The following is a 23,335-nucleotide window of genomic DNA, read 5'->3' as shown; positions in this document are numbered from 1 at the left end:
CGTCATCCCGAGGCGTGAGCCTCGAAGGATGACGGCGGATGAATGTGGCCGTGCTTACTTCAGCACGCCCATGATGTCGGACTCTTTCATGATGAGGAGCTCCTCACCGTCGAGCTTCACTTCGGTGCCGGACCACTTGCCGAACAGCACCGTATCGCCAGCCTTCAGATCGATCGGGATCAGCTTGCCGGCTTCGTCGCGGCCACCGGGGCCTACTGCGACGACCTGACCCTGCGAGGGCTTTTCCTTGGCGCTGTCTGGAATGATGATGCCGCCTTTGGTCTTCTCTTCGGCGTCGATGCGCTTGACGACGACACGATCATGCAGCGGGCGAAAAGTTGTCTTGGCCATCGGATGTCCTTTGGGCGTTGGTTAGGTAAGATTTGACGTGCGGCGGGGCGCGGGTCGTGGATAATGGGTTTAGCTAACCCCTTGAGGGGACGAAGCCTTACCCTTAGCAATCGCGCTCCAAGAGTGCTAATGACGGGGTCGGGAATATGGGTTGCCGCCGATCCTGTCAAGCAAGGCCCTTAAGGCCTTGGTGAGGCCAATATAGGATGATCTGGAAACCATAAAGGGGAACGCTGCGTAATGACGGGGGTCAGTTCACGCAGTGTGACGGCGGGTCTGTCGGTCTGGCAGGCAGCCAAGTGTTCTTGCCGGGAGACACCATGACCACAGTGAGCGAGCGTACCAAAGCCTCCAAGATCGTCACGCTGACAGCCATTTCAATACTTTCGGGTTTTCTCGGTGCCTGCGGCGGCGGCGGCTTCGGCGGGTTCAGCGGTTTCGGTGGCGGACAGGCCACGGTCCAGGAACCGGCCGTGGCGCCCGAAGTCCCAGCCACCATCCGCGCCGATGAAATCGTCGGACGTTGGGGCCTTGCGTCATTCCACAAACCGGACGACCGGACCCGCACCGAAGCTGCGGCGCGCGGGCAGTGCAAAAATCCCTATGTGATCGGGCAGGGCGCCACCGGCGGCGTCATCATGCACCTGCCGGACGAAGCTACCCCGCAGGAATTGCGCCTGAAGGGCAGCCAGAGCGGCAAGAACTACATCGGCCCGGCTGGTCCTGCCGGCGGGGACAAGGATCGCGAGATCGTCTCGTTCGACGGGCGTGTGCTGATGACGCGGTTCATCGACAAGGACGCATCGAGCCGCTATGGGACCATGGTGTATGTCCGCTGCGCGCCGCGCGCATAGCGCATTGGTTTATTGTTCCCGATAACGGATGATTCTCGACGTCGGGGACGTGAACGCGCAATGGCCGGGCTGCAAGTCCTCCGCTCCGGGCCCAGCCGCGCCGTCATCGTTCTTTGCATCACCCAAGTCCTGGGCTGGGGCGCGCTGTTCTACCCGCCCGGGTTGACGATGCCCCACATCGCGGCGGCCCATGGCTGGTCGCTGGCGCAAGCCCTTCTCGGATTTTCGATCGGGCTGGGTGTGTCCGGACTGACCGCCCCGTTCATTTGCAGCCTGATCGAGCGGCATGGCGGGCACTACATCATGGCGGGTGGGGCGCTGATCGGCGCGCTCGGCCTCCTGATCCTGCCGCTCGCCGATCAATACTGGCTCTATCTCGCAGGCTGGGTGCTGCTTGGCATTGCGATGGCCTGCAACCTTTACGATCCTGCGTTCACCGCCCTGACGCGTATTTTCGGCGCGTCGTCGCGGCGAGCGATCACGCTGGTGACATTCGTCGGCGGTCTTGCCTCGACGTTTTCATGGCCGACAACCCAGATGCTGATCGCCCATGGCGGCTGGCGCAGCGTTTATTTCGTGTTCGCCGGCGTGTTGGCTTTCATTGTCGCGCCGCTCTATGCGTTCGCGCTGCCGCGCAACGCCATCTATACGGCGCCGCCGGTGGCGGAGGGCGCTGCCCCCGTCAAAACTGCGGCCATCATCCCATCGATCGGCATGCCGTTCCTTCTGGTCGCTGCGGGGTTCGCAGCCCATGCCATCATGCAATCGGGAACGCTTGCGCATTTGCTGACGATCCTGCAGCGGGGCGGTATCGATGCAGGCACCGCGGTGATGATCGGGGCGCTGTTCGGGCCTGCGCAAGTCCTGACGCGCATCGCGGACTTCATGTCGGGCGGCAGGCTGCATCCACTCTGGCTGGTGCGGATCGCGATGGTGCTGATGGCGTGTGCGTTCATTCTGCTTGTCGCAGCCGGAATCTCGCCCGCCGTTGCAACGGTGTTTGCGCTGATGTTCGGCGCCGCCAACGGCGTCGTGACCATCGCGCGCGGAGCGTTGCCGCTGACATTGTTCGGAGCCGTCGGTTATGGTCGCGTGGTGGGCCGGATCGCGCGCCCGGCGCAAATCTGTCAGGCGCTGTCGCCGTTCGCGCTGGCCTATGTGATCGACCGCTGGTCGGGCCAGGTGGCGCTGGAAATGCTGATCGGCGTCGCGCTGCTGGCGCTGGTCTGTTTCGCGCTGTTGCGGCGGCCGTCCTGAACGACAAGACCCGGAGGCAAGCCTCCGGGTTTTGAATCCGAGAGATCGAATGCGCTCAGTTGAACAGCGCGTCGATGTCGTCCTGCGAGACGTGGCCTTCTTCATCCACGCCCTTCGGGCCGTTCAGCAGGCGGGCATCGCCGACGCGGGTGTCGACGATCGCGGGCGCGTGCTGCTTGATGGCGTCGACGCCGCCCCAGATCTCCATCATGACATTGATGTGATGCTCGATGAACTTCATCGTGGTCATCACCTTGCTGATGCGCTGGCCGGTGAGGTCCTGGAAGTTGCACGCCTCGAAGATGCCGACGACGCGATCCTGAATGTCTTCGCTGAGCTGAGCCTGCTGGTCCGGCGACATCGTCTTGCCGAGGGCGCTTGCGGCCTGATCGATGGCTTCGGCAGCTTCGAGAATCTGCTGGGTGGCTTCCTCGGTGCCGCCAACCACGGCGCCGAGTTCGCCGGTGACCTTCGCCATCTCGTCACCGCTGAAGCTCTTGCCGTGAAGCACGGCGATTTCCTGCTTGGTGCGGTTGATGGCGTCGTGAATGAGATCGAGTTCGACTTTCAGCTTTTCGCACTGTTCGATCTGCGCGCGGTAGCTTCCCAGCAACTGCTGGGCTTCCGTCAGTTCCTGAGCTGATGGATTTTCATCCTGCTCCGCGACAGGGCCGCGGTGATGCGCGGCCATTTGCGCGCGAATGGCGCGAAGTTCGCTCATGATCTGATGATGATGCGGAATGACCTCGCTCTCATCATGATCGAGTATCGGCATGCCGACGGACTGGATTGTTTCAATACGGAATCGCTTGCGCTGAACGGCCATTGGTTTCCCCATCCCTGATGAGGCGTTGTAACCCGGCGTAATTTAACGCGAGGTTTCGCGCGAACCTGTTGTTTCAATGAAGTATCCGGCAGCGCATACCAACGGTTAACCATGCAGGTCTTGCGTTCATCGAAAATAAACGCTGTCGCGAAGAACAGGCCGTGCATACGGACGTGGTGAATCCGAGCGCCGGTTTTGTTTACCAAACCGAGGCGCTTTTAACCTTAAATGTTCGTGTTCAGGGCGCACGCTGTCCGTGCGTCAACGACGAAACAGTACAGAGTACGTCGATGTCCAGAAAAACTTCCCTCGCGCTCGTCGCCGGCGCGGTGTGTTTCGGCGCCAGTTCAATACAGGCCTTCGCATATGATGACGATATGCCTGTCCCCGAGCCGCGCGTGATCTATGCGCAGCCGACGTCAACGCCGCCAATGCCGATCCGCGTCGCCTATAACGAGCGATCCAACTCCAACATGGGCGGTGGACTGATCGAGTTTCTGTTCAGCGGCGGGCAGTCGGGTGATCCGAATTATCAGGCGCCGCGCTACGAACAGCGTTACGAGCAGCGCTACGAACAGATGCCGTCACGCGGCGGGCTGCCGCCGATGGACCCGCAATACCGCTACGACATGCGGCAGGGCGATGTCGGCATCGAACCGGGCCGTCCGGGCATGGACCCGAAGTTCGAAAAGCAGGTCGTCGAGTACAGCGGCCGTCATGCGCCGGGAACGCTGGTGATCGATACGCCGAACAAATTTCTCTATCTGGTGCAGGGCGGCGGCAAGGCGCTGCGCTATGGCATCGGTGTCGGCAAGCCCGGCTTCGAGTGGTCGGGCGTGAAGACGATCTCGGCCAAGAAGGAGTGGCCGGCATGGACGCCGCCGCCGGAAATGCTCAAGCGCCGTCCCGATCTGCCGCGCCACATGGAAGGCGGGCCGGAAAATCCGCTCGGCGCCCGCGCAATGTATCTCGGCTCGACGCTGTACCGCATTCACGGCTCGAATGAACCATGGACCATCGGCACCGCGGTGTCGTCGGGCTGCATCCGGATGCGCAATGAAGACGTCATCGACCTTTACGGCCGGGTGAATGTCGGCACCAAGGTCATCGTGATCTGAGCAAAACCGAACTCGCAAAAAAACGGCCGCTGTTTCAGCGGCCGTTTTCGTTTGTCTGGCTGCGAGTTCAATCAGGCGTAATCGCTGTCGCCGTCATCGAAGTCGTCGTAATCCTCGTCGTCGTCCTGGTCCTGATCCTGGTCCTGATCGGCGTCCGCCTGCGCCTGATCGTAGGAACTCTGGCGCTGGCTGTCGTTACCGCTCTTGCCGACGTCGTTGAGGCCAGCATCGCGCGCGAGGCTGCCCGACGATTGATCGTTGCCCCATGGCATCTTGCTGCCGCCGGACTCGGCGGTGTTGCCAAAACTCTGCTGGCTGCCGCCGCCCATCATGCCCCGGATGCTGTTCATCAGCATCGATCCGCCGATCACGCCCGCTGCGGTCGCCGCCGCCGTTCCGAGAAACGAGCCGCCGCCACCGCCGAACATCCCGCCGCCGGGATTGCCGGCCCTTGGATCATTCATCCGCGGATCGTTCATGCGCGGGTCGCCGCCCATGCGGGCGTCGGCCTGATTGAGCGCCTGACCGCTGTTCCAGACCGGACCGCGCTGCGCGCCGTCACCGGGACGAACGCTCGGTACGGAACCGCGTCCCTGGCCGGGGCCGAGAATCGCATCGCGCATCGAATCGAGAAATCCGCCGGAGGGCTGCGGTTGCTGCGCGCTGCCTTCGAGTTCCTGAATGCGGGCGTCGGCGCGTTTGAGTGCTTCGTCCTGCACCAGCACGGTTTGCACGAGGGCGTAGACGGCGTTCGGCGCGCGGCGCAAACCCTGCATGATTGCGGCCTCCGCGTCCGGCTCGCGCGGTGAATTCTCGACCTTGGCGAGACGGTCGAACAGATCGTCAACCAGTTGGCGTTCCTGCGGTGTCATGATTCCCTCCTCAAGCATCCGGCATGCGAATGCGCGCAAAGATGTAACGCTGCATTGTGTCGGGGTAAGTCCCGGCATGAATTAAATTTAGGAAAGTTGGCGCTTGCGGTGCGACAAAAAGCCGTAAGGACCACATTGAACCTCGTCATCCTGAGGTGCGAGCCGCGTCCGCGGCCAGCCTCGAAGGATGATTGTCCGAATGTCGCCGTCGCCCTTCGAGACGCGGCGCGTTGCGCCGCTCCTCAGGATGTCGGCGGTTCCAGCGTCACGTTGTTTGCCGCCAGCAGGCGGGGGAAATCGTCACTGCTCAGATACGCGAATTCGCGTTCGCGCTGATGCGTGACGTCATCGAGGCTGACAAGCGTTTCGTCGACGAAGCCGGGATGGCACATCACCAAGCCGCGGTCGGGAAGACCGTCGAGAAAGCCTTTCATCGCATCGGCGAATTCGCGGCCACGGACCATGTCATACGCGCCGGAAAATCCCGGATTGAAGGCGATGCCAGCGCGCGCGCTCTTCTTGCGAAACGTTTCGCTCAGCACATCGAGCAGCAGCGCCTTCGGGCTGTCGAGCCGCTGGGCCAGCGGCAATGAGCGGCCGCACTGGCGGACCCAGGCGCCGGGCGCAGCCTCCTTTACCGCAACGAGAAACGCATCGCGAATTTGCGGAAACAGTTGCACGTGCTGGTGTCCGTCGACGTAGTCCGGCGCGCGGCCGAACATTTGTCTGAAGGCGGCGATCTGAGCCAGCAGTTCGGCCTGAATGATTTCCGGGTCCAGCCGCCGCAGCAGGCTCGCACGCAGCAGCCTGCCGAGGGGCAGAAACTGTCCGCCATTGAGAGGGTTGAAGTGCATGGTCAGCGGATGAAACGGCGCAGTCAGCGTCGCGTGCAATCCGATCGCGCAGTCGGGATTGGCCGCAACCGCCTGTGTCAGGGCTTCGATCTCGGTGCGATCCACGGCGGCGCCGACCACCATGACGGAGGTGGCGTTGATCCTTTTCTGAACGATCAGATCGCGGATTGCACGATTGACGCCGGGACTCATGCCGTAATCGTCGGCGCACAACCAGATGTGGCGCGGCGGCGAACCCACGCTCATTCAGCCGCGGTCTGCGGTGTCTTGTCGGCGGCAGCAGACGTGTCGGCGCTTTTCACGCTGTGCTCCGCGACGAAATAGATCGGCCGCGCCTTGATCTCGGACAGGATCTTGCCGATGTATTCGCCGACCACACCGATCATGATGAGCTGCACGCCGCCGATGGTCATCAGGCCAACCACCAGCGAGGGATAGCCGGGGACCGACTTGCCGTCGACAATCGTTTCCCAAAGTATCGACAGGCCGAACAGGAAGGCAACGAACGCGAGCAGCAGCCCGAGCAGGCTCGCCACGCGCAGCGGCGCAACCGAGAACGACGTCAGTCCCTCGATGGACAGACCGAGCAGACGGCCCGGACTGAAGGTGGTGACGCCATGCGCACGCGCATCCGGTTCGTAGTCGACGCGAATCTGCTTGAAGCCGATCCAGGTCGCGAGACCCTTGAAGAAGCGGTTGCGCTCGGGAAGCTGGCGCAGCGCAGCCGCCGCGCGCGGCGACAGCAGACGGAAGTCGCCGGCGTCCTCGGGGATTTTCTGCCGCGAGCCCCAGTTGATCAGCGTATAGAAGGCGCGCACGCCCATGCGCCGCAGGACCGATTCATTGTCGCGGTGCGCCTTCGCCGTGTAGACCACGTCATAGCCGTCATCGATCCAGTGGCTGACGAGCCGCTCCACCAGTTCCGGCGCGTGCTGGCCGTCGCCGTCCATGAACAGCACGGCACCGCGGCGGGCGTGGTCGAGCCCGGCCATCAGCGCGGCTTCCTTGCCGAAATTGCGCGACAGCGACACCACCTGCACGTCGAGATCAGTCGGCGGCAGGCCGCGGGCGATGCTCAGCGTTGCGTCGCTGGAGCCGTCGTCGACATAGACGACTTCGCAGGCGATGCCGTACTTCTGCCTGAGCTTCCCGGCGAGGGCGCAGAGACGTTCGTGCAGCCGCGCCAGGCCTGCCGCCTCGTTGTAAGCCGGCACGACGATCGAAAGGCCTTGCGCAGCCGGGGTGCGGCTGCTGCCTGACAGGTTCGAGACATCGGCACTCGGCGTCATCGGTCGGTTTCCTGAAACATCCTTGGATGCATGATGTCATCCGGCATCACGCGTCCTCAAGTATCATATGGTAGTCGCCGGATGCTGTCGCCACGGTGCGTCAGCAGCGTGCGCTGCCGCAAATCGCCAAACCTTATTGCCCCAGGAATGTCTGGAGTTTGGCGAAAAGCGGATTGTCGCGGTCGTACACATATTCCAGCGACGCGATCGACACCGTTTCCGCGCCGTGGTGGCGCAGGAAGCTGCTGAGCGCGTAAAGCTGCGCCGGCGGGCAGTGCAGCGTCACCATGCCTGACGAGGTCGGCCCGCCGAACGGTGACACCACGCCGAACCGGTTGTGGGCTTCGGCCAGCAAGGCGTCGTTGCACGCCGCGAAGCGGGTGCGGACTTCCTTGTACTTGCGGGCGCGTGCGCTGGCCGCGATGTGATCGAGGATGACCCGCGCGGTTTCGCGCGCGCTGTCCGACCAGTCGGCGTCGCGCGAGGCCACGAGATTGGCATGGCTGCGCAGCATCACGCCGTCGTCGAGCACCTTCAGCCCGTTGGCGGCAAGGGTTGCCCCGGTGGTGGTGATGTCGACGATCAACTCAGCCGTTCCCGCCGCGGGCGCGCCTTCTGTGGCGCCGGCACTTTCCACAATGCGGTAATCGACGACGCCGTGGCTGGCGAAGAAATTGCGCGTCAGATTGATGTATTTGGTCGCCACCCGCATGCGGTGATTGTGCTGGGCGCGGAACGAGGTCGCGACGTCGTCGAGGTCCGCCATGGTGCGGACATCGATCCACGCCTGCGGCACCGCCACCACGACATTGGCGCTGCCGAAGCCGAGACTTTCGATCAGCATGACGCGTTTGTCGGCGTCGTGAATATTCTCGCGGATCAGATCTTCGCCGGTGATGCCGAGGTGCACTGCGCCGCGCGCCAGTTGCGCGGCGATCTCGCTGGCCGACAGATAGGCGATCTCGACGTTGTCGAGGCAGGGCATGGTGCCGCGATACTCGCGCGCGCCGCGAGGCTTGGCGAGGGTGAGATTGGCCTGCGCGAAGAAGGCCTCGGCGTTTTCCTGCAATCGTCCCTTGGACGGAACGGCGACGACGAACGGCGTGCTCATGATGCGCTCCCCTGCGAAAGCGCTTCGATCCAGATTGAAAAGCCCACGGCTGGAATAGGCTCGCGCGCGCCGAGCCGTGTCAGCAGCCCGTCGTAACGTCCACCGCCGACCAGCGGCTCTGCCCCGTTGCCCCTGGCATGCAGTTCGAACTCGAATCCGGTGTAGTAATCCAGGCCGCGGCCGAAGGCCGTGGAGAAGCGGATCGCCTTTGTGTCTATGCCGCGCGTGGCCATGAATCCGGTCCGGCTCTCGAACTGGTCGATGGCGGCGCCCAGATCGAGTTTCGCGTCCGCCGCGAGCGCGCGCAGTTGCGCTGCCGCGTCATCAGGTTCGCCGGCGATGCCGAGGAAACGTTCGATCAGTTGCAGCGCGTCGCGCGGCAACGCGCCGCCCTTCAGTGTCGATTGTTCGAGAAAACGGTCGGCGATTTCCGACACCGTGCGGCCGCCGACATTGCTGGTGCCGGCGATCGACATCAGATCGGTGACCAGCGCCAGCGCCGCCTTGCGGTCGGAGCCTGCGAGCGCTGCGAGCACGCCTTCATATTCATTACGGGTCTTGCCGGTCTCCAGCGTCAGGCGCTGCAGATCCTGCGCGAGGGAAATCTTGCGGTTGAAGTCCTTGATCAGCCGCCGCTTCCACACCGGATACAGGTCGAGCGCGTCGATCAGCGCGGCGAACAGGGCGACGTCGCCGGTGCGGATATCCACGCCGGTCACACCGAAAGCCGCGGCGGCTTCAATCCCGAGACTGAGCATCTCCGCGTCGGCGGCTGCACGGTCCTGACGGCCGAAGGATTCCACGCCTGCCTGGTTGAATTCGCTGGCTGAGCCACCGCGATAACGGAACACCGGGCCGAGGTAATAAAATCCGGCGGGTGCGCCGGCGCGCGATGAGGCGAGATAGTCCCGCGCCACCGGAATGGTGAGGTCCGGCCGCAGGCACAGTTCCTCGCCGCTGGCGTCGGTGGTCAGATAGAGGCTTTTGCGGATGTCTTCGCCGGACAGATCAAGAAACGGTTCCGCCGGCTGCAGGATCGGCGGACGCGCATGGGTGTAGCCAGCCCGCGCAAAAGTCTGCAGCAAGGCCTCCGCCTGTGCGGCGGACCCGGTCGCGGTTGCGGCACTGGTCTGGCTCATTCTTCGGTATCCAACGAGATGTAAAAGGCTTGAATCGGCAGTCCCTTAACACGGGAATACCCGGGTTTCGACGACGATCCGGAAAAGGGCTTAATGAGAGGTCTTCCGGAATGCAACCTCAGCGTGCATCGGGCTTGCCCCAATCGCCGAGGGCCGTCTGTACCACGGCCAGCGCCGCGACCGCAGCGGTATCGGCACGCAGGATTCGCGGTCCAAGAGCGAGTCGCACCACGTGCGGCTGCTTCAGCAACAGGGCGCGCTCCTCCTCGGCAAATCCGCCCTCGGGGCCGATCAGCACGTCCGTGCCCTTTGTGCCGTCGGCGCCGGCGAACGCAGCCATGGGATCGGCGATCGGAGCGTCTTCATCGCAGAACACCATAAGGCGCTGATCGTCGCGGGTACCAAGCCAGCGTTCGAGCGGTTCGGGATCGTGCACCTCGGCGAGGCTGAGAATGCCGCATTGTTCCGCGGCCTCGATGACATTGGCACGCATCCGCTCGACATTGACGCGGCTGGCCTGCGTAAAGCGGGTGGTCACCGGCCGCAGCGCCGAAACCCCCATTTCAATGGCTTTCTGCACCATGTAGTCGAGCCGCGCATGCTTCAGCGGTGCGAACACGTAATGCAGATCGGGCAGGCCGTCCTGCGCCCTGGTCTGCCCGGCGATCTCCGCGCGGTCCGGCCGCTTGCGGCCGGCGAGGGTGGCCTGCCATTCGCCGTCGCGGCCATTGAATACCAGCACGGTGTCGCCTGCGGCGAGCCTCAGCACATTGCCGAGATAATTGGTCTGGTCGCGGTCGAGCGCGATGCCGGTACCGGCCGCAAGCGGTGCATCGACAAAAAGCCGCGGGCTGCGAAAATCGAGTTTGGGCATCACGCCAATCCATTCATTTTTCAGACTTCTAGCCGAATGATTCAGGATTGGCAGCCGTTTGCATGACGAGCCGCCGCGCTGCTGCCAGATTCAGCGGGTTGTTAAGGGGCGGCGAGAATCGTAAAAGTCGCTTCAGGACACCGGAACCCGCCGGAGGAGAATCCGTGACCGCCTACCGTTCTATCGCATTGCTGGCTGCCGCCACCTTCGTCCTGCAGGCTGCGGGTGTCCGCGCGCAGGGCGCATTTCCGGCACCGCTGCCGGGACAGTCGGCACCGGCTCCCGCGAACAACGCGTCGCCGTTTCCTCCCGTCAACAGTGCACCCGCCGCATCGCCCTTTCCGCCCGTGAACGGCGCCACCGCTGCGCCGGTAAGACCGCAGCCGTCGCCGAGCGCCTTCACCTCAGGCGCTCCGCCCGTTGGTGGCGGAGGTTTCGGCGCACCGCCGCAGGCCGGCCCACCGCCGGGTGCGGAGGAATGTCAGAACGGCTTCCTGCCACTGCGGGCGGATGCCGAAGCCAAGGCCAAGCTCATTGCGGCTGCCGGCAAGCGCAAGGCGCCGCCGCAGGAGGCCTGCAAGCTGATCGGCAACTTCGCGCAGGCTGAAACGAAGATGATCAAGTTCGTGGAAACCCATGCGCAGAAGTGCGGCATACCGCCCGAGGTTGCCGCGCAGATGAAGAAGGGCCACGCCAATACCTCCCAGCTGCAACAGCGGGTGTGTGCGGCTGCGACGCAGCAGCAGGCCGGACCGGCAGGTCCAAGCCTGAGCGAGGCGCTCGGCTCCGCAACGCTGCCCGAGGCCAAGCCTTTGAAGCGCGGTGGCAGCACCTTCGATACGCTGAACGGCAACGTGCTGACCCGCTAACTCGCTCGCACTGAAGAGGGTTGCGATGAGCAACGCCGCAGCCCCCGTCGCCGACTCCACCGCCAACTGGGTCGATACCCATGCGCCGCTCTGGATGCGGCCCTATCTGCGATTGTCGCGCTTCGACCGTCCGATAGGCTGGTGGCTGTTGTTGATGCCATGCTGGTGGTCGGCGGCTTTGGCCGCGGGGATCGCGCATGACGTGCGCGGACTGCCGCTGGTTATCGTGCTTTTCTTCATCGGCGCGGTGGTCATGCGCGGCGCGGGATGCACCTGGAACGACATCACCGATCGCAAGCTCGACGCACAGGTTGAGCGCACCCGGTCGCGGCCGATCCCCGCCGGTCAGGTGACGGTCCGGCAGGCGGCAGCCTTTCTCGTGCTGCAGGCGCTGATCGGGCTCGCGGTGCTGCTGCAGTTCAACGGCTTTGCGATCCTCACCGGCATCGGCTCGCTGGTGGTGGTTGCGATCTATCCCTTCATGAAGCGGGTCACCTACTGGCCGCAGGTGTTTCTGGGTCTCGCGTTCTCGTGGGGCGCGCTGATGGGGTTCGCAGTCATTCTGGCGCGGATCGATGCCACGGCGCTGTTCCTCTACGCAGGCTCGATCGCATGGGTGATCGCCTACGACACGATCTACGCGCATCAGGACACCGAGGACGATGTGCTGATCGGCATCAAGTCAACGGCGCTGCTGTTCGGGGAACGGACGCAGCTGGCGCTGACGATTTTCTACAGCATTGCTGTCGTGCTGATCGGCGTCGCGCTGTGGCGCGGCGGCTCGCAATGGCTTGCCTGGATTGGTCTTGCGGCATTCGCGGCACATCTGGTCTGGCAGGTACGGACCATCCGTATCGATGATTCAGCCCTGTGCCTGCGGCTGTTCAAGTCGAACCGCAACGCCGGATTGCTGCTGTTCGCCGGATTGCTCGCCGACGCGGTGCTGCGCAGTTTCTAGATTTTAATTGCGCGCGATGATCTCGCGTTCGCCGCGATGAATGGATCGTTCCATGGCAGGACGGCCAGCCTTGCGGCGCACGAGAAATTTCGGACGGCGATCCTTGATGATGTTGCGGCGGCGGCGGCGCGGCGAAGGCTCGCGGGTGTCTCCCGTTTCGTCCTCGATTTGCGGCAGGGCAAACAGATCGCCCCACATCTGCCAGGCCATATCCAGATGAAGATCGTCCGCAGTGACGAGCAGCGGAACCGACAATGACGGATCGCTGTGAACCAGAACGAGCGCGCGTCCGTCGTTGGTTTCGCGGCAGGCAATGCCGAGAAATTCACTGACGCGGACATTGATCGCCATGCGGATGCCGCCGACGGCACGGCGCACGGTAACGCGTTCGCGGTTGATTTCGATATGCCTGACGCCGCCATCGGCGCGGCCATCGCGCGCCTCAAAGCTGACCGGCAAAGAATGGGGGTCGAGCTGCAACATGCAGCTCGACCCGACGGGTTGCACCCCGCCGACTCCGAATTGACGCCTCACGGCTTTTATCTCCCACGCCGGAATTATGTTCCCGGTCGATGGGAGGAGCATGCCAGAGCCGCGTCCGAATCCGCTTAAGAAGGCTGGTTAATCGTCTCTCACTGTGTTTGCTTCAGTTCTCATGATTGACGAGAGGTTGGCGCGGATGATTGACGAGACCTTGCCGGGGCACTCGAAATATCTGCTCCGCAGACCTCGAAAATGCTTGAAGTCCGCGTAAAACAGGCACATCTCATGTTACGTTGCATTCGTATCCAAGCCTCGGGAAATTGTTTGTGAACTCTTCACCAAACGCTTCATTGTCGCCTTCGCCGAAATCAACGACATCCGGATTGCTCGATCAGACCGCGTTGAGCGATCTGGCGCAGCGGCTTGTGGAAGCAGCGAAGCGCGCGGGCGCGGACTCCGCTGACGCCATCGCGGTGCGCGGCGTGTCGCAGAGCATCGAGGTTCGCGACGGCAAGGTCGAGGAATCGGAGCGATCCGAAGGCGACGATGTCGGACTGCGTGTGTTCGTCGGAAAACGGCAGGCAGTGGTTTCAACGAGCGACATCGGCGGCGATGTTGCAAGGCTTGCCGAGCGTGCGGTCGCGATGGCGAAGGTCGCGCCCGACGATGAATATGTTGGGCTCGCCGATCCCTCGCTGCTGGCAAGACAGTTTCCCGATCTCGATCTGCTCGATCCGCAGGTGCCCTCCGCCAGTGAACTGGAACGGCGCGCGCTGAACGCGGAAGCCGCGGCCCTTGGGGTCAAGGGTGTATCGAAGTCCGGCGGTGCGTCCGCATCCGCAGGTATCGGCGGCATGGTGCTCGTGACCTCGACCGGCTTTCACGGATCGTATCTGCGCTCGAGCCACAGCATCTCGGCGGTGGCGATTGCGGGTGAAGGCACCGGCATGGAACGCGACTACGATTTCACCTCAGCGATTTACGGTTCCGATCTCGAATCTCCGGAAGGTGTGGGGCAGAGCGCGGGCGAGCGCACCGTGGCGCGGCTCAATCCGCGCAAGGTTGCAACCTGCAAGGCGCCGGTGGTGTTCGATCCGCGCGTATCGAACTCGCTGGTCGGCCATCTGGTCGGCGCGGTGAACGGCACGTCGATTGCCCGCAAGACCAGTTTCCTGAAGGACCGGCTCGGTCAGCAATTGTTCGACAAGGGCGTTCGCATCATCGACGATCCGCTGCGCGTGCGCGGGATGCGATCGCAGGCGTTCGATTCGGATGGTGTTGCAACCAGGAAGCAAGCGATCATCGATGATGGCGTGTTGACGACCTGGCTGCTGGATTCCGCGACTGCGCGCGAACTGGGCCTTGCCACCACGGGACACGCCCATCGCGGCGTTTCGTCGTCACCGTCGCCCGGACCCTACAATCTCCATCTCGAGGCCGGATCGCTGTCGCCGGCCGAACTGATGGCCGACATCAAGGAAGGCTTCTATGTTACCGACCTGATCGGGTCGGGCGTCAATGGCGTGACCGGCGACTACAGCCGGGGGGCTGCGGGATTCTGGATCGAGAACGGGCAACTGACCTATGCGGTCAGCGAGGTGACCATCGCGGGTCACCTGCTCGAGATTTTCAAATCGATGGTTCCCGCGAACGACCTCACGTTCAAGTACGGCGTCAACGCACCGACCGTGCGCGTCGGGGAGCTGACGATTGCCGGTCGCTGATTCCGACATGATCAGCGATGCCGCCCTGACGCGTGACGCTGCACTGCTTGAGGGCGTGGTGCGCGAAGCCGGCGCGCTGGCGCTCAACCTGTTTCGCACCGAATTGAAAACCTGGATCAAAGGGAAGTCGTCGCCGGTGTCCGAGGCCGACATCGCCGTCAACGATCTGATCGAGACGCGGTTGCGTTCCGCGACACCGGATTACGGATGGCTCTCGGAGGAAAGCGCCGACGATCCGTCGCGGCTCGGCAAATCGCTGACATGGATTGTCGATCCGATCGATGGCACCCGCGCCTATCTGGCACGGCAGGATGACTGGTCGGTCTCTATCGCGTTGGTTGCGGACGGCTTGCCGCTCCTCGGCGCGGTATTTGCGCCTGCAAGTGACGAGTTCTTTTTCGCAACGCACGGGCGGGGCGCGCAACTGAATGGAGCACGGATCGGAGCGGCGCCCGGCGTCGGGATCGATTTTCCGAAGATTGCAGGGCCCAAACCGCTGGTTGAACGTCTTGGCGGGATGCGCGACGGCGACACGCTCCATCCGAGAATCGGATCTCTCGCCTTGCGGCTGGTGCGGGTCGCGGATGGGCGGCTTGATGCCGCATTTGCGGCCGGGCACAGCCGCGATTGGGACCTTGCCGCCGCCGATTTAATCGTGCACGAAGCGGGCGGGGAAATGACCTCACTGGCCGGAGAACGACTGGTCTATAATCAGACCGACGTTCGTCACGGGTTGCTGGTGGCGGCGGGGCATGCGCGGCACGCGCATATTGTCAAACATTTTCGGGAAAATCCGATTCCGTGGTGATTGCGAGCACGTTTTTTGCTTGAATTCGTGAGCCGGTCACTGGTTTTTGGGAAAAACACTCATGTCGGAAACTGTGCAACCGCAGTTGCTTCACCTCGTCATCGGCGGCGAACTTCTCGACCTCGATCACGTGACTTTCAAGGATCTCGACAAGGTTGAGGTCGTCGGTCTGTTCCCCAACTACGCCACGGCCTATGCGGCATGGAAGAGCAAGGCCCAGCAGACCGTCGATAACGCCCACATGCGTTATTTCATCGTCCATCTCCACCGGCTGCTCGATCCCGGTCAAGATTCAAAGTCCGCCCGTTGAAACGATTCCTTCGAAATCTCGGCCGCTCGAGCTGGGTGCAGCGTGCTGCGGGTGTGACTGCGGCCGAGTTTTTGCGTTTTGTGTGGTGGACCAATCGGTTCACTCTCGATCCGCCGAATGTCTACAAGCACATCGAGCCGGACATGCCGGTCATCATCGCGTTCTGGCACGGCCAGCACTTCATGATGCCGTTTCTGAAACTCAAGCAGTACTCCGCCAGGGTTCTGATCTCGCGTCATCGCGACGGCGAAATCAATGCGATCGCTGCGGAGCGCCTCAACGTCGGGACCGTGCGCGGCTCCGGCGATCATGGAACGGAATTTCACCGCAAGGGCGGGGTCGGCGCGTTCAAAATGATGCTGCGGACGCTGGAAGAGAAGATCAATATGGCGCTGACTGCGGATGTGCCGAAGGTTGCGCGCAAGGCGGGCCTCGGCATCATCATGCTGGCGCGCGAGTCCGGACGGCCGATCCTGCCGGTGGCGATCGCCACCAGCCGGTTCAAGCGCCTCAATAACTGGGATCGCTCCGTCATTCATTTGCCATTCGGGCGCGGCGTCATTGCCGCGGGCGAGATCATCTGGGTGCCGCCCGACGCGGATACCGAGACGATGCAGGCACTGCGATTGCAGCTCGAAGAGCGGTTGAACGACGTCACCCGCCGGGCCTATGAACTGGTCGGACTGCGGGACGAGGGTCTTCATGCCTAGCGCGTTGCCTGCGACGCTTGCGGCGTATCGGCGGCTGTCGGCTCTTGCCGCGCCGCTCGCAGCGCCGCTGATCGCGCGCCGGCTGAAGCAGGGCAAGGAAGATCCCGAGCGGCTCGGCGAACGCCGCGGTGTTGCGAGCATCGAGCGCCCTTCCGGACCGCTGATCTGGATTCATGGCGCGAGTGTCGGCGAGGTGCTTGCGGCGGCGGGACTGATCGAGCGGCTGCGTGCGCTGAATGTCCGCATCCTGCTGACCTCGGGCACGGTCACGTCGGCGGCCATTGTGGCGCGGCGCTTTCCGCCCGACGTCATTCATCAGTATATCCCGTTCGATTCGCCGCGTTTCGTGTCGGCGTTTCTCGATCACTGGAAGCCGGGCCTCGCGCTGTTCATCGAGTCCGACATCTGGCCCAACTTGATCCTGTCGAGCGCCGAGCGGCGCATCCCGATGGTCATCATCAATGGCCGCATGTCGCCGCGCTCGTTTCCGCGCTGGCAGAAACTGCGCGGCACGATCTCCACGCTGCTGGAGTGTTTCGATCTCTGCCTCGCGCAGTCCGATCGCGACGGCGAGCGCTTTGCGGCGCTGGGCTGTCCGAACGTTGTCACGTCCGGAAATCTGAAACTCGATGTCGAGGCTCCGCCGGCGGACGTGAGAAAGCTGGAACGCCTCAGGGAGGCCATGCAGCGCCGGCTGGTGTTCCTCGCAGCCTCCACCCATCCGGGCGAGGACGAAATCATTCTTGACGCCCATCGGCGTCTGGCGGCACGCATGCCGCAACTGTTGAGCGTGATCGTGCCGCGTCATCCCAACCGCGGCGCGGCCATTGCGCGCATGCTGACGGATGGTGGCATGCGGGTGGCCTTGCGCTCGCAGGACGAACTGCCGGGCCCCGAGACGGACATCTACGTCGCCGACACCATGGGTGAACTGGGATTGTTCTACCGTCTGGCGCCGGTGGTGTTCATGGGCGGTTCGCTGGTGGCGCATGGCGGGCAGAATCCGATCGAAGGCATCAAGCTGGGCGCGGCCATCCTGCACGGGCCGCACGTGTTCAATTTCGATGACATTTATGAAGCGCTGAATCAGGCCGGCGGCGCCATTCGTACCGAGACTGGCGAGGACTTTGTGAAGTCGCTCGGGCACTTGCTGGTGAACCCGATTGCCCGGCAGCGTTCCGTGGGAGCGGCGGAAGCCGTTGTTGGCCGGCTCGGCGGCGCATTGGACAAGACGCTTGCTGCGCTGGAGCCATATCTCCTGCAGTTGCGGCTGGAGGGAGGAAGCGCCGATGCGTGAGCCGGCCTTCTGGTATCGGCCGCCATCGTTGTTGTCGCGACTGCTTGCGCCGCTTGGCGCGATTTACGGAGCGATCACCGCGCGGCGGATGTCGCGCGCCGGAGCGTCTGCGGGAATTCCGGTTTTCTGCGTCGGCAACTATCATCTCGGCGGTGCAGGCAAGACGCCGACGACGCTCGCGCTTGTGAAACTTCTGCGAGAGCTGGGCGAGCAGCCGTTCGTGGTCAGCCGTGGCTACGGCGGAACGCAGCCGGGGCCCCTGCGCGTCGATCCGGCGTCGCATTCCGCTGCCGATGTTGGCGATGAGCCCTTGATGCTGGCCTCAAATGTGTCCGTCATCGTATCGCGCGACCGTGTCGCCGGCGCGTCACTGGCGCGAACGTCCGGTGCGAGTGTCGTGCTGCTGGACGACGGCTTTCAGAATCCGGCGCTTGCGAAGGATGCGTCGTTGATCGTGATCGATGCTGCGCGCGGCATCGGAAACGGCGGTGTGTTCCCGGCCGGACCGCTGCGGGCGCCGCTTGAACCGCAGGTCGCGCGCACCAACGCGCTGATCGTGATCGGTGAAGGCGATGCGGCACGTGACATCACGGCGGAAGTGACCAGGCGCGGGGCGCCTGTCCTGCGCGCCCGGCTTGTTCCGGATCAGGCTTCAGTCGGCAGGCTGCGCGGTCAGCGCGTGCTGGCGTTTGCAGGGATCGGCGATCCGGCGCGATTCTTTGCGACGCTGCGTGCCTGCGGCGTGGACGTGATCGAGCAAAGGGCCTTCGCCGATCACCATCCATTCACGCCGGACGAGATCGGGCGGCTGGTGTCGGACGCCACAGCAAAAACACTTAAGCTGGTGACCACCGAAAAGGATATGGCGCGCATCCGCAGCGATGCCCGTCTCGAGGCTTATGCGGACCGCATCGCGACCCTCGCGGTCACGCTGGCGTTCGATGACGAAACGATGCTGCGGAATTTCGTAACGGCGCGGCTGGCAAAAGCGCGCGCGCGGTAACTCTCAGGCCTTCTTCAGTTGCGCGGGATAGTGCCGCTGCAACACGGCTTCCGGCGTCGCGTAAGCTTCCTGCCGGTCGACGCTCCAGTACTTCAGCTCGTCCAGCGGAATATGTTCGCCGGTGATGGCGCAGCGGACATAGGAGCCGGGAGAGGTCACGCGAAAGTCGCCGTCGAGATATTCGACCTGCGCTTCGCCCTGGCCGGAAGGCCCGAATTTATTGAGCACGATAACTGTCCTTGTCGGGTCCGGCAGATTGTCGTCCGGAGAGAGGACTTAAATATAGGCATACAGGAGAGGCGGCGAAACCCTTTTCGGGAGTTCAAAAAAGGTCGCCCTGGACCTTTTTGACGCCGAAATCGGTGGTTCGTTTTGAGGCGGGCTTTGCCGGCGCGGCTTTCGGCTTCGCCGCGGCTGTTCCCTCACCATCCGCTGTCGCGCCAACGCGTCCATCAGAGAACTCGATGGACAGATGCTGGCCGGAACCGACGCTGGCTGCGGCGTGCAGCGGCTGACCGTGTTCGTCGCGCACCAGCGCGAAGCCGCGATCCAGCACGCCCTTGTAGGACAGCGCATTCAAAAGCTGCGCGACATACTTCAGCCGCGTCTCGCGTTGCTGGATATGCAGATCGGCGCAGCGCCGCGCGCTTGTGGCGAGCCGCGCGACCTTCTCCTTGCCGCGATCGATCTGTGTGCGCAACGCGGTCACCGTCAGCCGACCGCCGATGGCAGACAGCCGCCGCTCGTAGACATGCGCATTGGCGCGCAGTGCGCGCGGCAGCTGCGCGCTGGCGCGGTCGAGGCGCTGGCGTGGAATGTTCAGAAGGTCGGCGGCTTTCGGCAGCGCGCGCGCAGCGCTGCGCAGTTCGGCACGGCGGTGTTCGTGGCTGCGTTGCCAGCAGGCGAAGCTGCGGCGTGCAAGGCTGGAAATCTCGATGGCAAGTTCGGCGCGCACCGGGACTGCCATTTCGGCGGCCGCTGTTGGCGTCGGCGCGCGCCTGTCGGCGGCGAAGTCGATCAGCGTGACGTCGGTCTCGTGGCCGACCGCCGAGATCAGCGGGATCATGCTCTCCGCGGCCGCGCGTACCACGATCTCCTCGTTGAACGACCACAGGTCTTCCAGCGAGCCGCCGCCGCGCGCGACGATCAGCAAGTCAGGTCGCGGAATTTTTCCGCCTTCTTCCAACGCGTTGAAGCCGCGAATGGCGGCGGCGATCTGCTCGGCGGAGCCTTCGCCCTGCACGCGCACCGGCCACACCAGCACGCGGCGCGGGAAACGGTCTTCCAGCCGGTGCAGGATGTCGCGGATCACCGCGCCGGTGGGCGAGGTCACCACGCCGATGACTTCCGGCAGCCACGGCAGAAGCTGCTTGCGGGCTTCATCGAACAGGCCTTCGGCGGCGAGCTTCTTCTTGCGTTCTTCCATCAGCGCCATCAGTGCGCCGACGCCGGCCGGCTCAATGGCTTCGATCACGATCTGGTATTTCGACGAGCCGGGAAAGGTGGTGAGCTTGCCGGTGGCGATGACTTCGAGGCCTTCCTGCGGCTTGAACCGCATCCGGCCGTGGACGCCCTTCCAGATCACCGCCTCGATCTTGGCGCTGTCGTCTTTCAGGGCGAAATAGCAGTGGCCGGAGGAATGCGGCCCGCGAAAGCCGGAGATTTCGCCGCGCACCCGCACATGGCCGTAGGCGTCCTCAACCGTCCGCTTCAGAGCCGAGGACAGCTCCGAAACGGTAAATTCCGGTGAATTGGGCAGCGGTTCGGCGGCAGTGGCTTTCATCGCGACTCGAATCTATTGCGGTGATCAAACACCATGTTAAACCCTTCTATCATCCCAGAAACGCCGGTTCGACCATTATCCATGAATATCCTTTTGATCGGTTCCGGCGGGCGCGAACACGCGCTGGCGTGGAAAATGGCGGCCTCGCCGCTGCTGACAAAGCTGTGGTGCGCGCCGGGCAATGCCGGTATCGCCCGCGAGGCCGAATGCGTTGCGCTTGATGTCGCGAATCATGCGGCGGTGATCGATTTCTGCAAGATGAACAAGGTCGACCTCGTGGTGGTTGGCCCTGAAGCGCCGCTGGCAGCCGGCATCGTTGATGATCTCGCCGCAGCCGGCATCAAGGCGTTCGGTCCCAGCAAGGCTGCGTCGCAACTCGAAAGCTCCAAGGGTTTCACCAAGGACATCTGCAAGGCGAACGACATCCCGACCGCGGCCTATGAGCGCTTTCGTGATGCGGACGCTGCAAAGGCCTATATCCGCAAGCAGGGCGCGCCGATCGTGGTGAAGGCGGATGGTCTTGCCGCCGGCAAGGGCGTCGTGGTGGCGATGACGCTGAATGAGGCTGAAGCCGCGATCGATGCGCTGTTCACCGCGGCGGGCGCCGAAGCGGTCGTCGAGGAATTCATGGAGGGCGAGGAAGCCTCGTTCTTCGTGCTGTGCGATGGCGACAGTGCGTTGCCGCTGGCCGCCGCGCAGGATCACAAGCGCGCTTTCGATGGCGACAAGGGTCCGAACACCGGCGGCATGGGTGCCTATTCGCCGGCTCCGGTATTCACCGACGCGGTGCGCGAGCGCACGATGAGCGAGATCATCCTGCCGACGCTGCACGCGATGAAGGCGATGGGCATGCCTTACAAGGGTGTGCTGTTCGCAGGCCTGATGATCACCAAGGATGGCCCGAAGCTGATCGAATACAATGCGCGGTTCGGCGATCCCGAGACGCAGGTGCTGATGATCCGCCTGATGTCGGATCTTGTGCCGGCGCTGCTGGCGTCTGTCGAAGGTGAATTGAAGCATTTCGATCTGCGCTGGTATCCCGAGCCCGCGCTCACCGTGGTGATGGCGGCGAAAGGCTATCCCGGCGACTATGCCAAAGGCACGGTCATCGAAGGTCTTGGTGATGCCGCCAGGGTGGAAGGCGTCGAAATCTTCCATGCCGGCACCAAAGCCGATGGAGACAGAATTCTCGCCAATGGCGGCCGTGTATTGAATATCACCGCGACGGCGAAGACCGTGAGCGAGGCGCAGCGCCGGGCCTATGAAGCGATCGGCCTTATCAAGTGGCCAGAAGGCTTCTGCCGCCGCGATATCGGCTGGCAGGCGGTGGCGCGGGAGGCGAGCGAAAAAACTGGATAGTTACTCGTGGTGCCGTCATGCCCGGATTTGTTCCGGGTATCCACGTCCTTCTATGTCGGCTGATTGAACAAGACGTGGATGGCCGGGACGAGCCCGGCCATGATGAAGATCAACGGGAGTCATTTATGCCCGATCTTGCCGATCTGTTTCCCGGTTTCCAGTCTGAATGGATCAGTACACGCGGCGGGCGCATTTTCGCCCGCGTCGGCGGCAAGGGCCCGCCGTTGCTGCTGCTGCACGGCTATCCGCAGACCCATGTGATGTGGCATCGCGTCGCGCCGATGCTGGCCGACAAATTCACCCTCGTGATTCCGGATTTGCCCGGATACGGCTGGTCGGATGTTCCGAAGACCGACGAGAATCATACGCCGTTCACCAAGCGGGCGATGGCGCAGGTCATGGTCGAGGCGATGGAAAAGCTCGGTCATGTGCATTTCGGTCTTGCGGGTCACGATCGTGGCGGGCGTGTCGCCTATCGGCTGGCGCTCGATCATCCCGGGCGGCTGTCGCGCTTTGCGACGCTCGATATTCTGCCGACCTATGATTACTGGCTGAAGATGGATCGCGCCTTTGCGCTTCGCATCTATCACTGGGCGTTTCTGGCCCAGCCGCATCCGTTGCCGGAAAACTTGATTGCAACGAATCCCGACGATTATTTCGGGCGCACCTTCAAGAGCTGGGCAAAGAAGGATGCGCCCAGTCCATTCGATCCGCGTGCGGTCGAACATTACCTGACGGCGTTTCGCGATCCGCTGCGCATCCATGCCGCGTGCGAGGATTATCGCGCCGGGGCCTATGCCGATTTCGAGCAGGACAAGGCCGACGTTGAAGCCGGCAACAAGATCACGGTGCCGCTTTTGGCGCTGTGGGGCGGGGCGGGCATTGCGTCCTCGGCTTCGAGCCCGCTCGACACCTGGCGTAATTGGGCGACGAACGTCAGGGGACACGCCATTGATGCGGGCCATTTCCTTCCCGAGGAAAATCCGCAGGAAACGGCCAACGCATTACTTGAATTCTTTCAGGGGCAGGATTGATGGCACTACGTGAGGCACGGCGAGAGGATATCCGGCGGATTGTTGAAATGCTGGCGGATGATGAGATCGCGCGCGGGCGCGAGGATTTCTCCAGTAACATGGCGGCATATTGTGCCGCGTTCGACGCCATCGCGGCGGACCCCAACAACACGCTTTATGTGTGGGATCACGAGGGCACGGCGATGGGGTGCCTGCAACTGACCTTCATTCCCGGCATGTCCTATCATGGCAGCTGGATCGCGAAGGTCGAGGGTGTGCGGGTCGACCGTTCGCTGCGGGGGCTCGGCATCGGCGAACAGATGATGGAGGCGATGATCGCCAAGTCACGTGCGCGCGGCTGCAAGCAATTGCAGCTCACGACCGACAAGCGGCGCGTCGATGCGCAGCGCTTCTATGCGCGGCTTGGCTTCGACGCCTCGCATGAGGGCATGAAGATCAATCTGATTTGAAAT

25 protein-coding genes are annotated in these 23,335 nt (G+C 63.3%); 14 read left to right on the top strand and 11 right to left on the bottom strand.

The window, feature by feature from the left end; genetic code table 11:
• Positions 1–54: 54 nt before the first annotated feature.
• Positions 55–351 (bottom strand): co-chaperone GroES, encoded by a 297-nt coding sequence (gene groES, locus AC1Q67_RS07955; RefSeq protein WP_006022237.1) that lies wholly within the window; start codon positions 349–351, stop codon positions 55–57.
• Positions 352–671: 320 nt separating this feature from the next.
• Between groES and AC1Q67_RS07950 the strand changes: the two genes are divergently transcribed.
• Both AC1Q67_RS07950 and AC1Q67_RS07945 read left to right on the top strand, forming a co-directional pair.
• Positions 672–1,205, top strand: coding sequence for a hypothetical protein (locus AC1Q67_RS07950; RefSeq protein ID WP_492234544.1), 534 nt, complete (start codon positions 672–674; stop codon positions 1,203–1,205).
• 60 nt (positions 1,206–1,265) lie between these two features.
• A complete protein-coding gene (locus AC1Q67_RS07945) occupies positions 1,266–2,462 on the top strand; it encodes an MFS transporter (RefSeq protein WP_492234545.1) in 1,197 nt (398 codons plus the stop codon).
• A 55-nt stretch (positions 2,463–2,517) separates the two neighbouring features.
• Here the strand turns inward: AC1Q67_RS07945 and AC1Q67_RS07940 are convergent, their stop codons facing one another.
• Positions 2,518–3,288: a protein phosphatase CheZ gene (locus AC1Q67_RS07940; protein ID WP_024574222.1), complete on the bottom strand. Its 771-nt coding sequence runs from the start codon at positions 3,286–3,288 to the stop codon at positions 2,518–2,520.
• Positions 3,289–3,578: 290 nt separating this feature from the next.
• Here AC1Q67_RS07940 and AC1Q67_RS07935 point away from each other — a divergent pair, with 290 nt between their 5' ends.
• Positions 3,579–4,406 (top strand): L,D-transpeptidase, encoded by an 828-nt coding sequence (locus AC1Q67_RS07935; RefSeq protein WP_492234546.1) that lies wholly within the window; start codon positions 3,579–3,581, stop codon positions 4,404–4,406.
• Positions 4,407–4,477: 71 nt separating this feature from the next.
• On the opposite strand, the gene AC1Q67_RS07930 is transcribed toward AC1Q67_RS07935, so the two are convergent.
• The 6 genes from AC1Q67_RS07930 to AC1Q67_RS07905 form a co-directional block, all read right to left on the bottom strand.
• Positions 4,478–5,278 (bottom strand): DUF2076 domain-containing protein, encoded by an 801-nt coding sequence (locus AC1Q67_RS07930; RefSeq protein ID WP_492234547.1) that lies wholly within the window; start codon positions 5,276–5,278, stop codon positions 4,478–4,480.
• Between the two features lie 242 nt (positions 5,279–5,520).
• Positions 5,521–6,378, bottom strand: a complete 858-nt coding sequence (locus AC1Q67_RS07925) for a ChbG/HpnK family deacetylase (protein ID WP_492234548.1) — start codon at positions 6,376–6,378, stop codon at positions 5,521–5,523.
• Positions 6,375–7,421, bottom strand: coding sequence for a glycosyltransferase family 2 protein (locus AC1Q67_RS07920; protein ID WP_492234549.1), 1,047 nt, complete (start codon positions 7,419–7,421; stop codon positions 6,375–6,377). The genes AC1Q67_RS07925 and AC1Q67_RS07920 overlap by 4 nt, the downstream gene beginning before the upstream one ends.
• A gap of 133 nt (positions 7,422–7,554) precedes the next feature.
• Positions 7,555–8,532, bottom strand: coding sequence for an ATP phosphoribosyltransferase (hisG, locus tag AC1Q67_RS07915; protein WP_492234550.1), 978 nt, complete (start codon positions 8,530–8,532; stop codon positions 7,555–7,557).
• On the bottom strand, positions 8,529–9,671 hold the full coding sequence (locus AC1Q67_RS07910; RefSeq protein ID WP_492234551.1) for an ATP phosphoribosyltransferase regulatory subunit: 1,143 nt from the start codon (positions 9,669–9,671) through the stop codon (positions 8,529–8,531). The genes hisG and AC1Q67_RS07910 overlap by 4 nt, the downstream gene beginning before the upstream one ends.
• A gap of 118 nt (positions 9,672–9,789) precedes the next feature.
• Positions 9,790–10,545 (bottom strand): 16S rRNA (uracil(1498)-N(3))-methyltransferase, encoded by a 756-nt coding sequence (locus AC1Q67_RS07905; protein WP_492234552.1) that lies wholly within the window; start codon positions 10,543–10,545, stop codon positions 9,790–9,792.
• Between the two features lie 164 nt (positions 10,546–10,709).
• Here AC1Q67_RS07905 and AC1Q67_RS07900 point away from each other — a divergent pair, with 164 nt between their 5' ends.
• On the top strand, positions 10,710–11,414 hold the full coding sequence (locus AC1Q67_RS07900; protein WP_492234553.1) for a hypothetical protein: 705 nt from the start codon (positions 10,710–10,712) through the stop codon (positions 11,412–11,414).
• A gap of 25 nt (positions 11,415–11,439) precedes the next feature.
• Positions 11,440–12,372, top strand: coding sequence for a 4-hydroxybenzoate octaprenyltransferase (ubiA, locus tag AC1Q67_RS07895; protein WP_492234554.1), 933 nt, complete (start codon positions 11,440–11,442; stop codon positions 12,370–12,372).
• Positions 12,373–12,375: 3 nt separating this feature from the next.
• On the opposite strand, the gene AC1Q67_RS07890 is transcribed toward ubiA, so the two are convergent.
• Entirely contained in the window at positions 12,376–12,906 is a 531-nt protein-coding gene (locus tag AC1Q67_RS07890) for a DUF6101 family protein (protein WP_024574232.1), read from the bottom strand.
• Positions 12,907–13,181: 275 nt separating this feature from the next.
• On the opposite strand from AC1Q67_RS07890, the gene AC1Q67_RS07885 reads away from it, so the two are divergent.
• The 6 genes from AC1Q67_RS07885 (at position 13,182) to lpxK (ending at position 18,707) form a co-directional block, all read left to right on the top strand.
• Positions 13,182–14,579 carry a TldD/PmbA family protein gene (locus tag AC1Q67_RS07885; RefSeq protein ID WP_492234555.1) on the top strand — a complete coding sequence of 466 codons (1,398 nt, stop codon included), beginning with the start codon at positions 13,182–13,184 and terminating at the stop codon, positions 14,577–14,579.
• A complete protein-coding gene (locus AC1Q67_RS07880; protein ID WP_024574234.1) occupies positions 14,566–15,387 on the top strand; it encodes a 3'(2'),5'-bisphosphate nucleotidase CysQ in 822 nt (273 codons plus the stop codon). The genes AC1Q67_RS07885 and AC1Q67_RS07880 overlap by 14 nt, the downstream gene beginning before the upstream one ends.
• A gap of 61 nt (positions 15,388–15,448) precedes the next feature.
• Positions 15,449–15,697, top strand: coding sequence for a DUF4170 domain-containing protein (locus tag AC1Q67_RS07875; RefSeq protein ID WP_492234556.1), 249 nt, complete (start codon positions 15,449–15,451; stop codon positions 15,695–15,697).
• Positions 15,694–16,407, top strand: coding sequence for a lysophospholipid acyltransferase family protein (locus AC1Q67_RS07870; RefSeq protein WP_024574236.1), 714 nt, complete (start codon positions 15,694–15,696; stop codon positions 16,405–16,407). The genes AC1Q67_RS07875 and AC1Q67_RS07870 overlap by 4 nt, the downstream gene beginning before the upstream one ends.
• Entirely contained in the window at positions 16,400–17,704 is a 1,305-nt protein-coding gene (locus AC1Q67_RS07865) for a 3-deoxy-D-manno-octulosonic acid transferase (RefSeq protein ID WP_024574237.1), read from the top strand. The genes AC1Q67_RS07870 and AC1Q67_RS07865 overlap by 8 nt, the downstream gene beginning before the upstream one ends.
• The gene (gene lpxK, locus AC1Q67_RS07860) at positions 17,697–18,707 is read left to right on the top strand and encodes a tetraacyldisaccharide 4'-kinase (RefSeq protein WP_492234557.1); all 1,011 of its coding nucleotides are present in this window, start codon (positions 17,697–17,699) and stop codon (positions 18,705–18,707) included. Before AC1Q67_RS07865 ends, lpxK begins: the two co-directional genes overlap by 8 nt.
• A 3-nt stretch (positions 18,708–18,710) precedes the next feature.
• On the opposite strand, the gene AC1Q67_RS07855 is transcribed toward lpxK, so the two are convergent.
• Entirely contained in the window at positions 18,711–18,935 is a 225-nt protein-coding gene (locus AC1Q67_RS07855) for a DUF2093 domain-containing protein (RefSeq protein WP_002713413.1), read from the bottom strand.
• Between the two features lie 94 nt (positions 18,936–19,029).
• A complete protein-coding gene (gene xseA / locus AC1Q67_RS07850; protein ID WP_492234558.1) occupies positions 19,030–20,490 on the bottom strand; it encodes an exodeoxyribonuclease VII large subunit in 1,461 nt (486 codons plus the stop codon).
• An 81-nt stretch (positions 20,491–20,571) separates the two neighbouring features.
• Between xseA and purD the strand changes: the two genes are divergently transcribed.
• The 3 genes from purD (at position 20,572) to AC1Q67_RS07835 (ending at position 23,332) form a co-directional block, all read left to right on the top strand.
• Positions 20,572–21,849, top strand: coding sequence for a phosphoribosylamine--glycine ligase (purD, locus tag AC1Q67_RS07845; RefSeq protein ID WP_492234559.1), 1,278 nt, complete (start codon positions 20,572–20,574; stop codon positions 21,847–21,849).
• A 125-nt stretch (positions 21,850–21,974) separates the two neighbouring features.
• Complete coding sequence (locus AC1Q67_RS07840; RefSeq protein WP_492234560.1) at positions 21,975–22,883, top strand: alpha/beta fold hydrolase; 909 nt, start codon at positions 21,975–21,977, stop codon at positions 22,881–22,883.
• Complete coding sequence (locus AC1Q67_RS07835; protein WP_024574242.1) at positions 22,883–23,332, top strand: GNAT family N-acetyltransferase; 450 nt, start codon at positions 22,883–22,885, stop codon at positions 23,330–23,332. Before AC1Q67_RS07840 ends, AC1Q67_RS07835 begins: the two co-directional genes overlap by 1 nt.
• Positions 23,333–23,335 lie beyond the last annotated feature (3 nt).

This window comes from Afipia sp. GW823-FHT06G09 (assembly GCF_058794875.1).
Note: the sequence above shows the minus strand (reverse complement) of the source record. Positions and strands in the feature narration are given on the sequence as shown.

Coding starts and splice junctions, on each gene's coding strand:
- groES (WP_006022237.1), bottom strand. CDS start 351: ATGGCCAAGACAACTTTTCGCCCGCTGCATGATCGTGTCGTCGTCAAG.
- AC1Q67_RS07950 (WP_492234544.1), top strand. CDS start 672: ATGACCACAGTGAGCGAGCGTACCAAAGCCTCCAAGATCGTCACGCTG.
- AC1Q67_RS07945 (WP_492234545.1), top strand. CDS start 1,266: ATGGCCGGGCTGCAAGTCCTCCGCTCCGGGCCCAGCCGCGCCGTCATC.
- AC1Q67_RS07940 (WP_024574222.1), bottom strand. CDS start 3,288: ATGGCCGTTCAGCGCAAGCGATTCCGTATTGAAACAATCCAGTCCGTC.
- AC1Q67_RS07935 (WP_492234546.1), top strand. CDS start 3,579: ATGTCCAGAAAAACTTCCCTCGCGCTCGTCGCCGGCGCGGTGTGTTTC.
- AC1Q67_RS07930 (WP_492234547.1), bottom strand. CDS start 5,278: ATGACACCGCAGGAACGCCAACTGGTTGACGATCTGTTCGACCGTCTC.
- AC1Q67_RS07925 (WP_492234548.1), bottom strand. CDS start 6,378: ATGAGCGTGGGTTCGCCGCCGCGCCACATCTGGTTGTGCGCCGACGAT.
- AC1Q67_RS07920 (WP_492234549.1), bottom strand. CDS start 7,421: ATGACGCCGAGTGCCGATGTCTCGAACCTGTCAGGCAGCAGCCGCACC.
- hisG (WP_492234550.1), bottom strand. CDS start 8,532: ATGAGCACGCCGTTCGTCGTCGCCGTTCCGTCCAAGGGACGATTGCAG.
- AC1Q67_RS07910 (WP_492234551.1), bottom strand. CDS start 9,671: ATGAGCCAGACCAGTGCCGCAACCGCGACCGGGTCCGCCGCACAGGCG.
- AC1Q67_RS07905 (WP_492234552.1), bottom strand. CDS start 10,545: ATGCCCAAACTCGATTTTCGCAGCCCGCGGCTTTTTGTCGATGCACCG.
- ubiA (WP_492234554.1), top strand. CDS start 11,440: ATGAGCAACGCCGCAGCCCCCGTCGCCGACTCCACCGCCAACTGGGTC.
- AC1Q67_RS07875 (WP_492234556.1), top strand. CDS start 15,449: ATGTCGGAAACTGTGCAACCGCAGTTGCTTCACCTCGTCATCGGCGGC.
- AC1Q67_RS07865 (WP_024574237.1), top strand. CDS start 16,400: ATGCCTAGCGCGTTGCCTGCGACGCTTGCGGCGTATCGGCGGCTGTCG.
- lpxK (WP_492234557.1), top strand. CDS start 17,697: ATGCGTGAGCCGGCCTTCTGGTATCGGCCGCCATCGTTGTTGTCGCGA.
- xseA (WP_492234558.1), bottom strand. CDS start 20,490: ATGAAAGCCACTGCCGCCGAACCGCTGCCCAATTCACCGGAATTTACC.
- purD (WP_492234559.1), top strand. CDS start 20,572: ATGAATATCCTTTTGATCGGTTCCGGCGGGCGCGAACACGCGCTGGCG.
- AC1Q67_RS07840 (WP_492234560.1), top strand. CDS start 21,975: ATGCCCGATCTTGCCGATCTGTTTCCCGGTTTCCAGTCTGAATGGATC.
- AC1Q67_RS07835 (WP_024574242.1), top strand. CDS start 22,883: ATGGCACTACGTGAGGCACGGCGAGAGGATATCCGGCGGATTGTTGAA.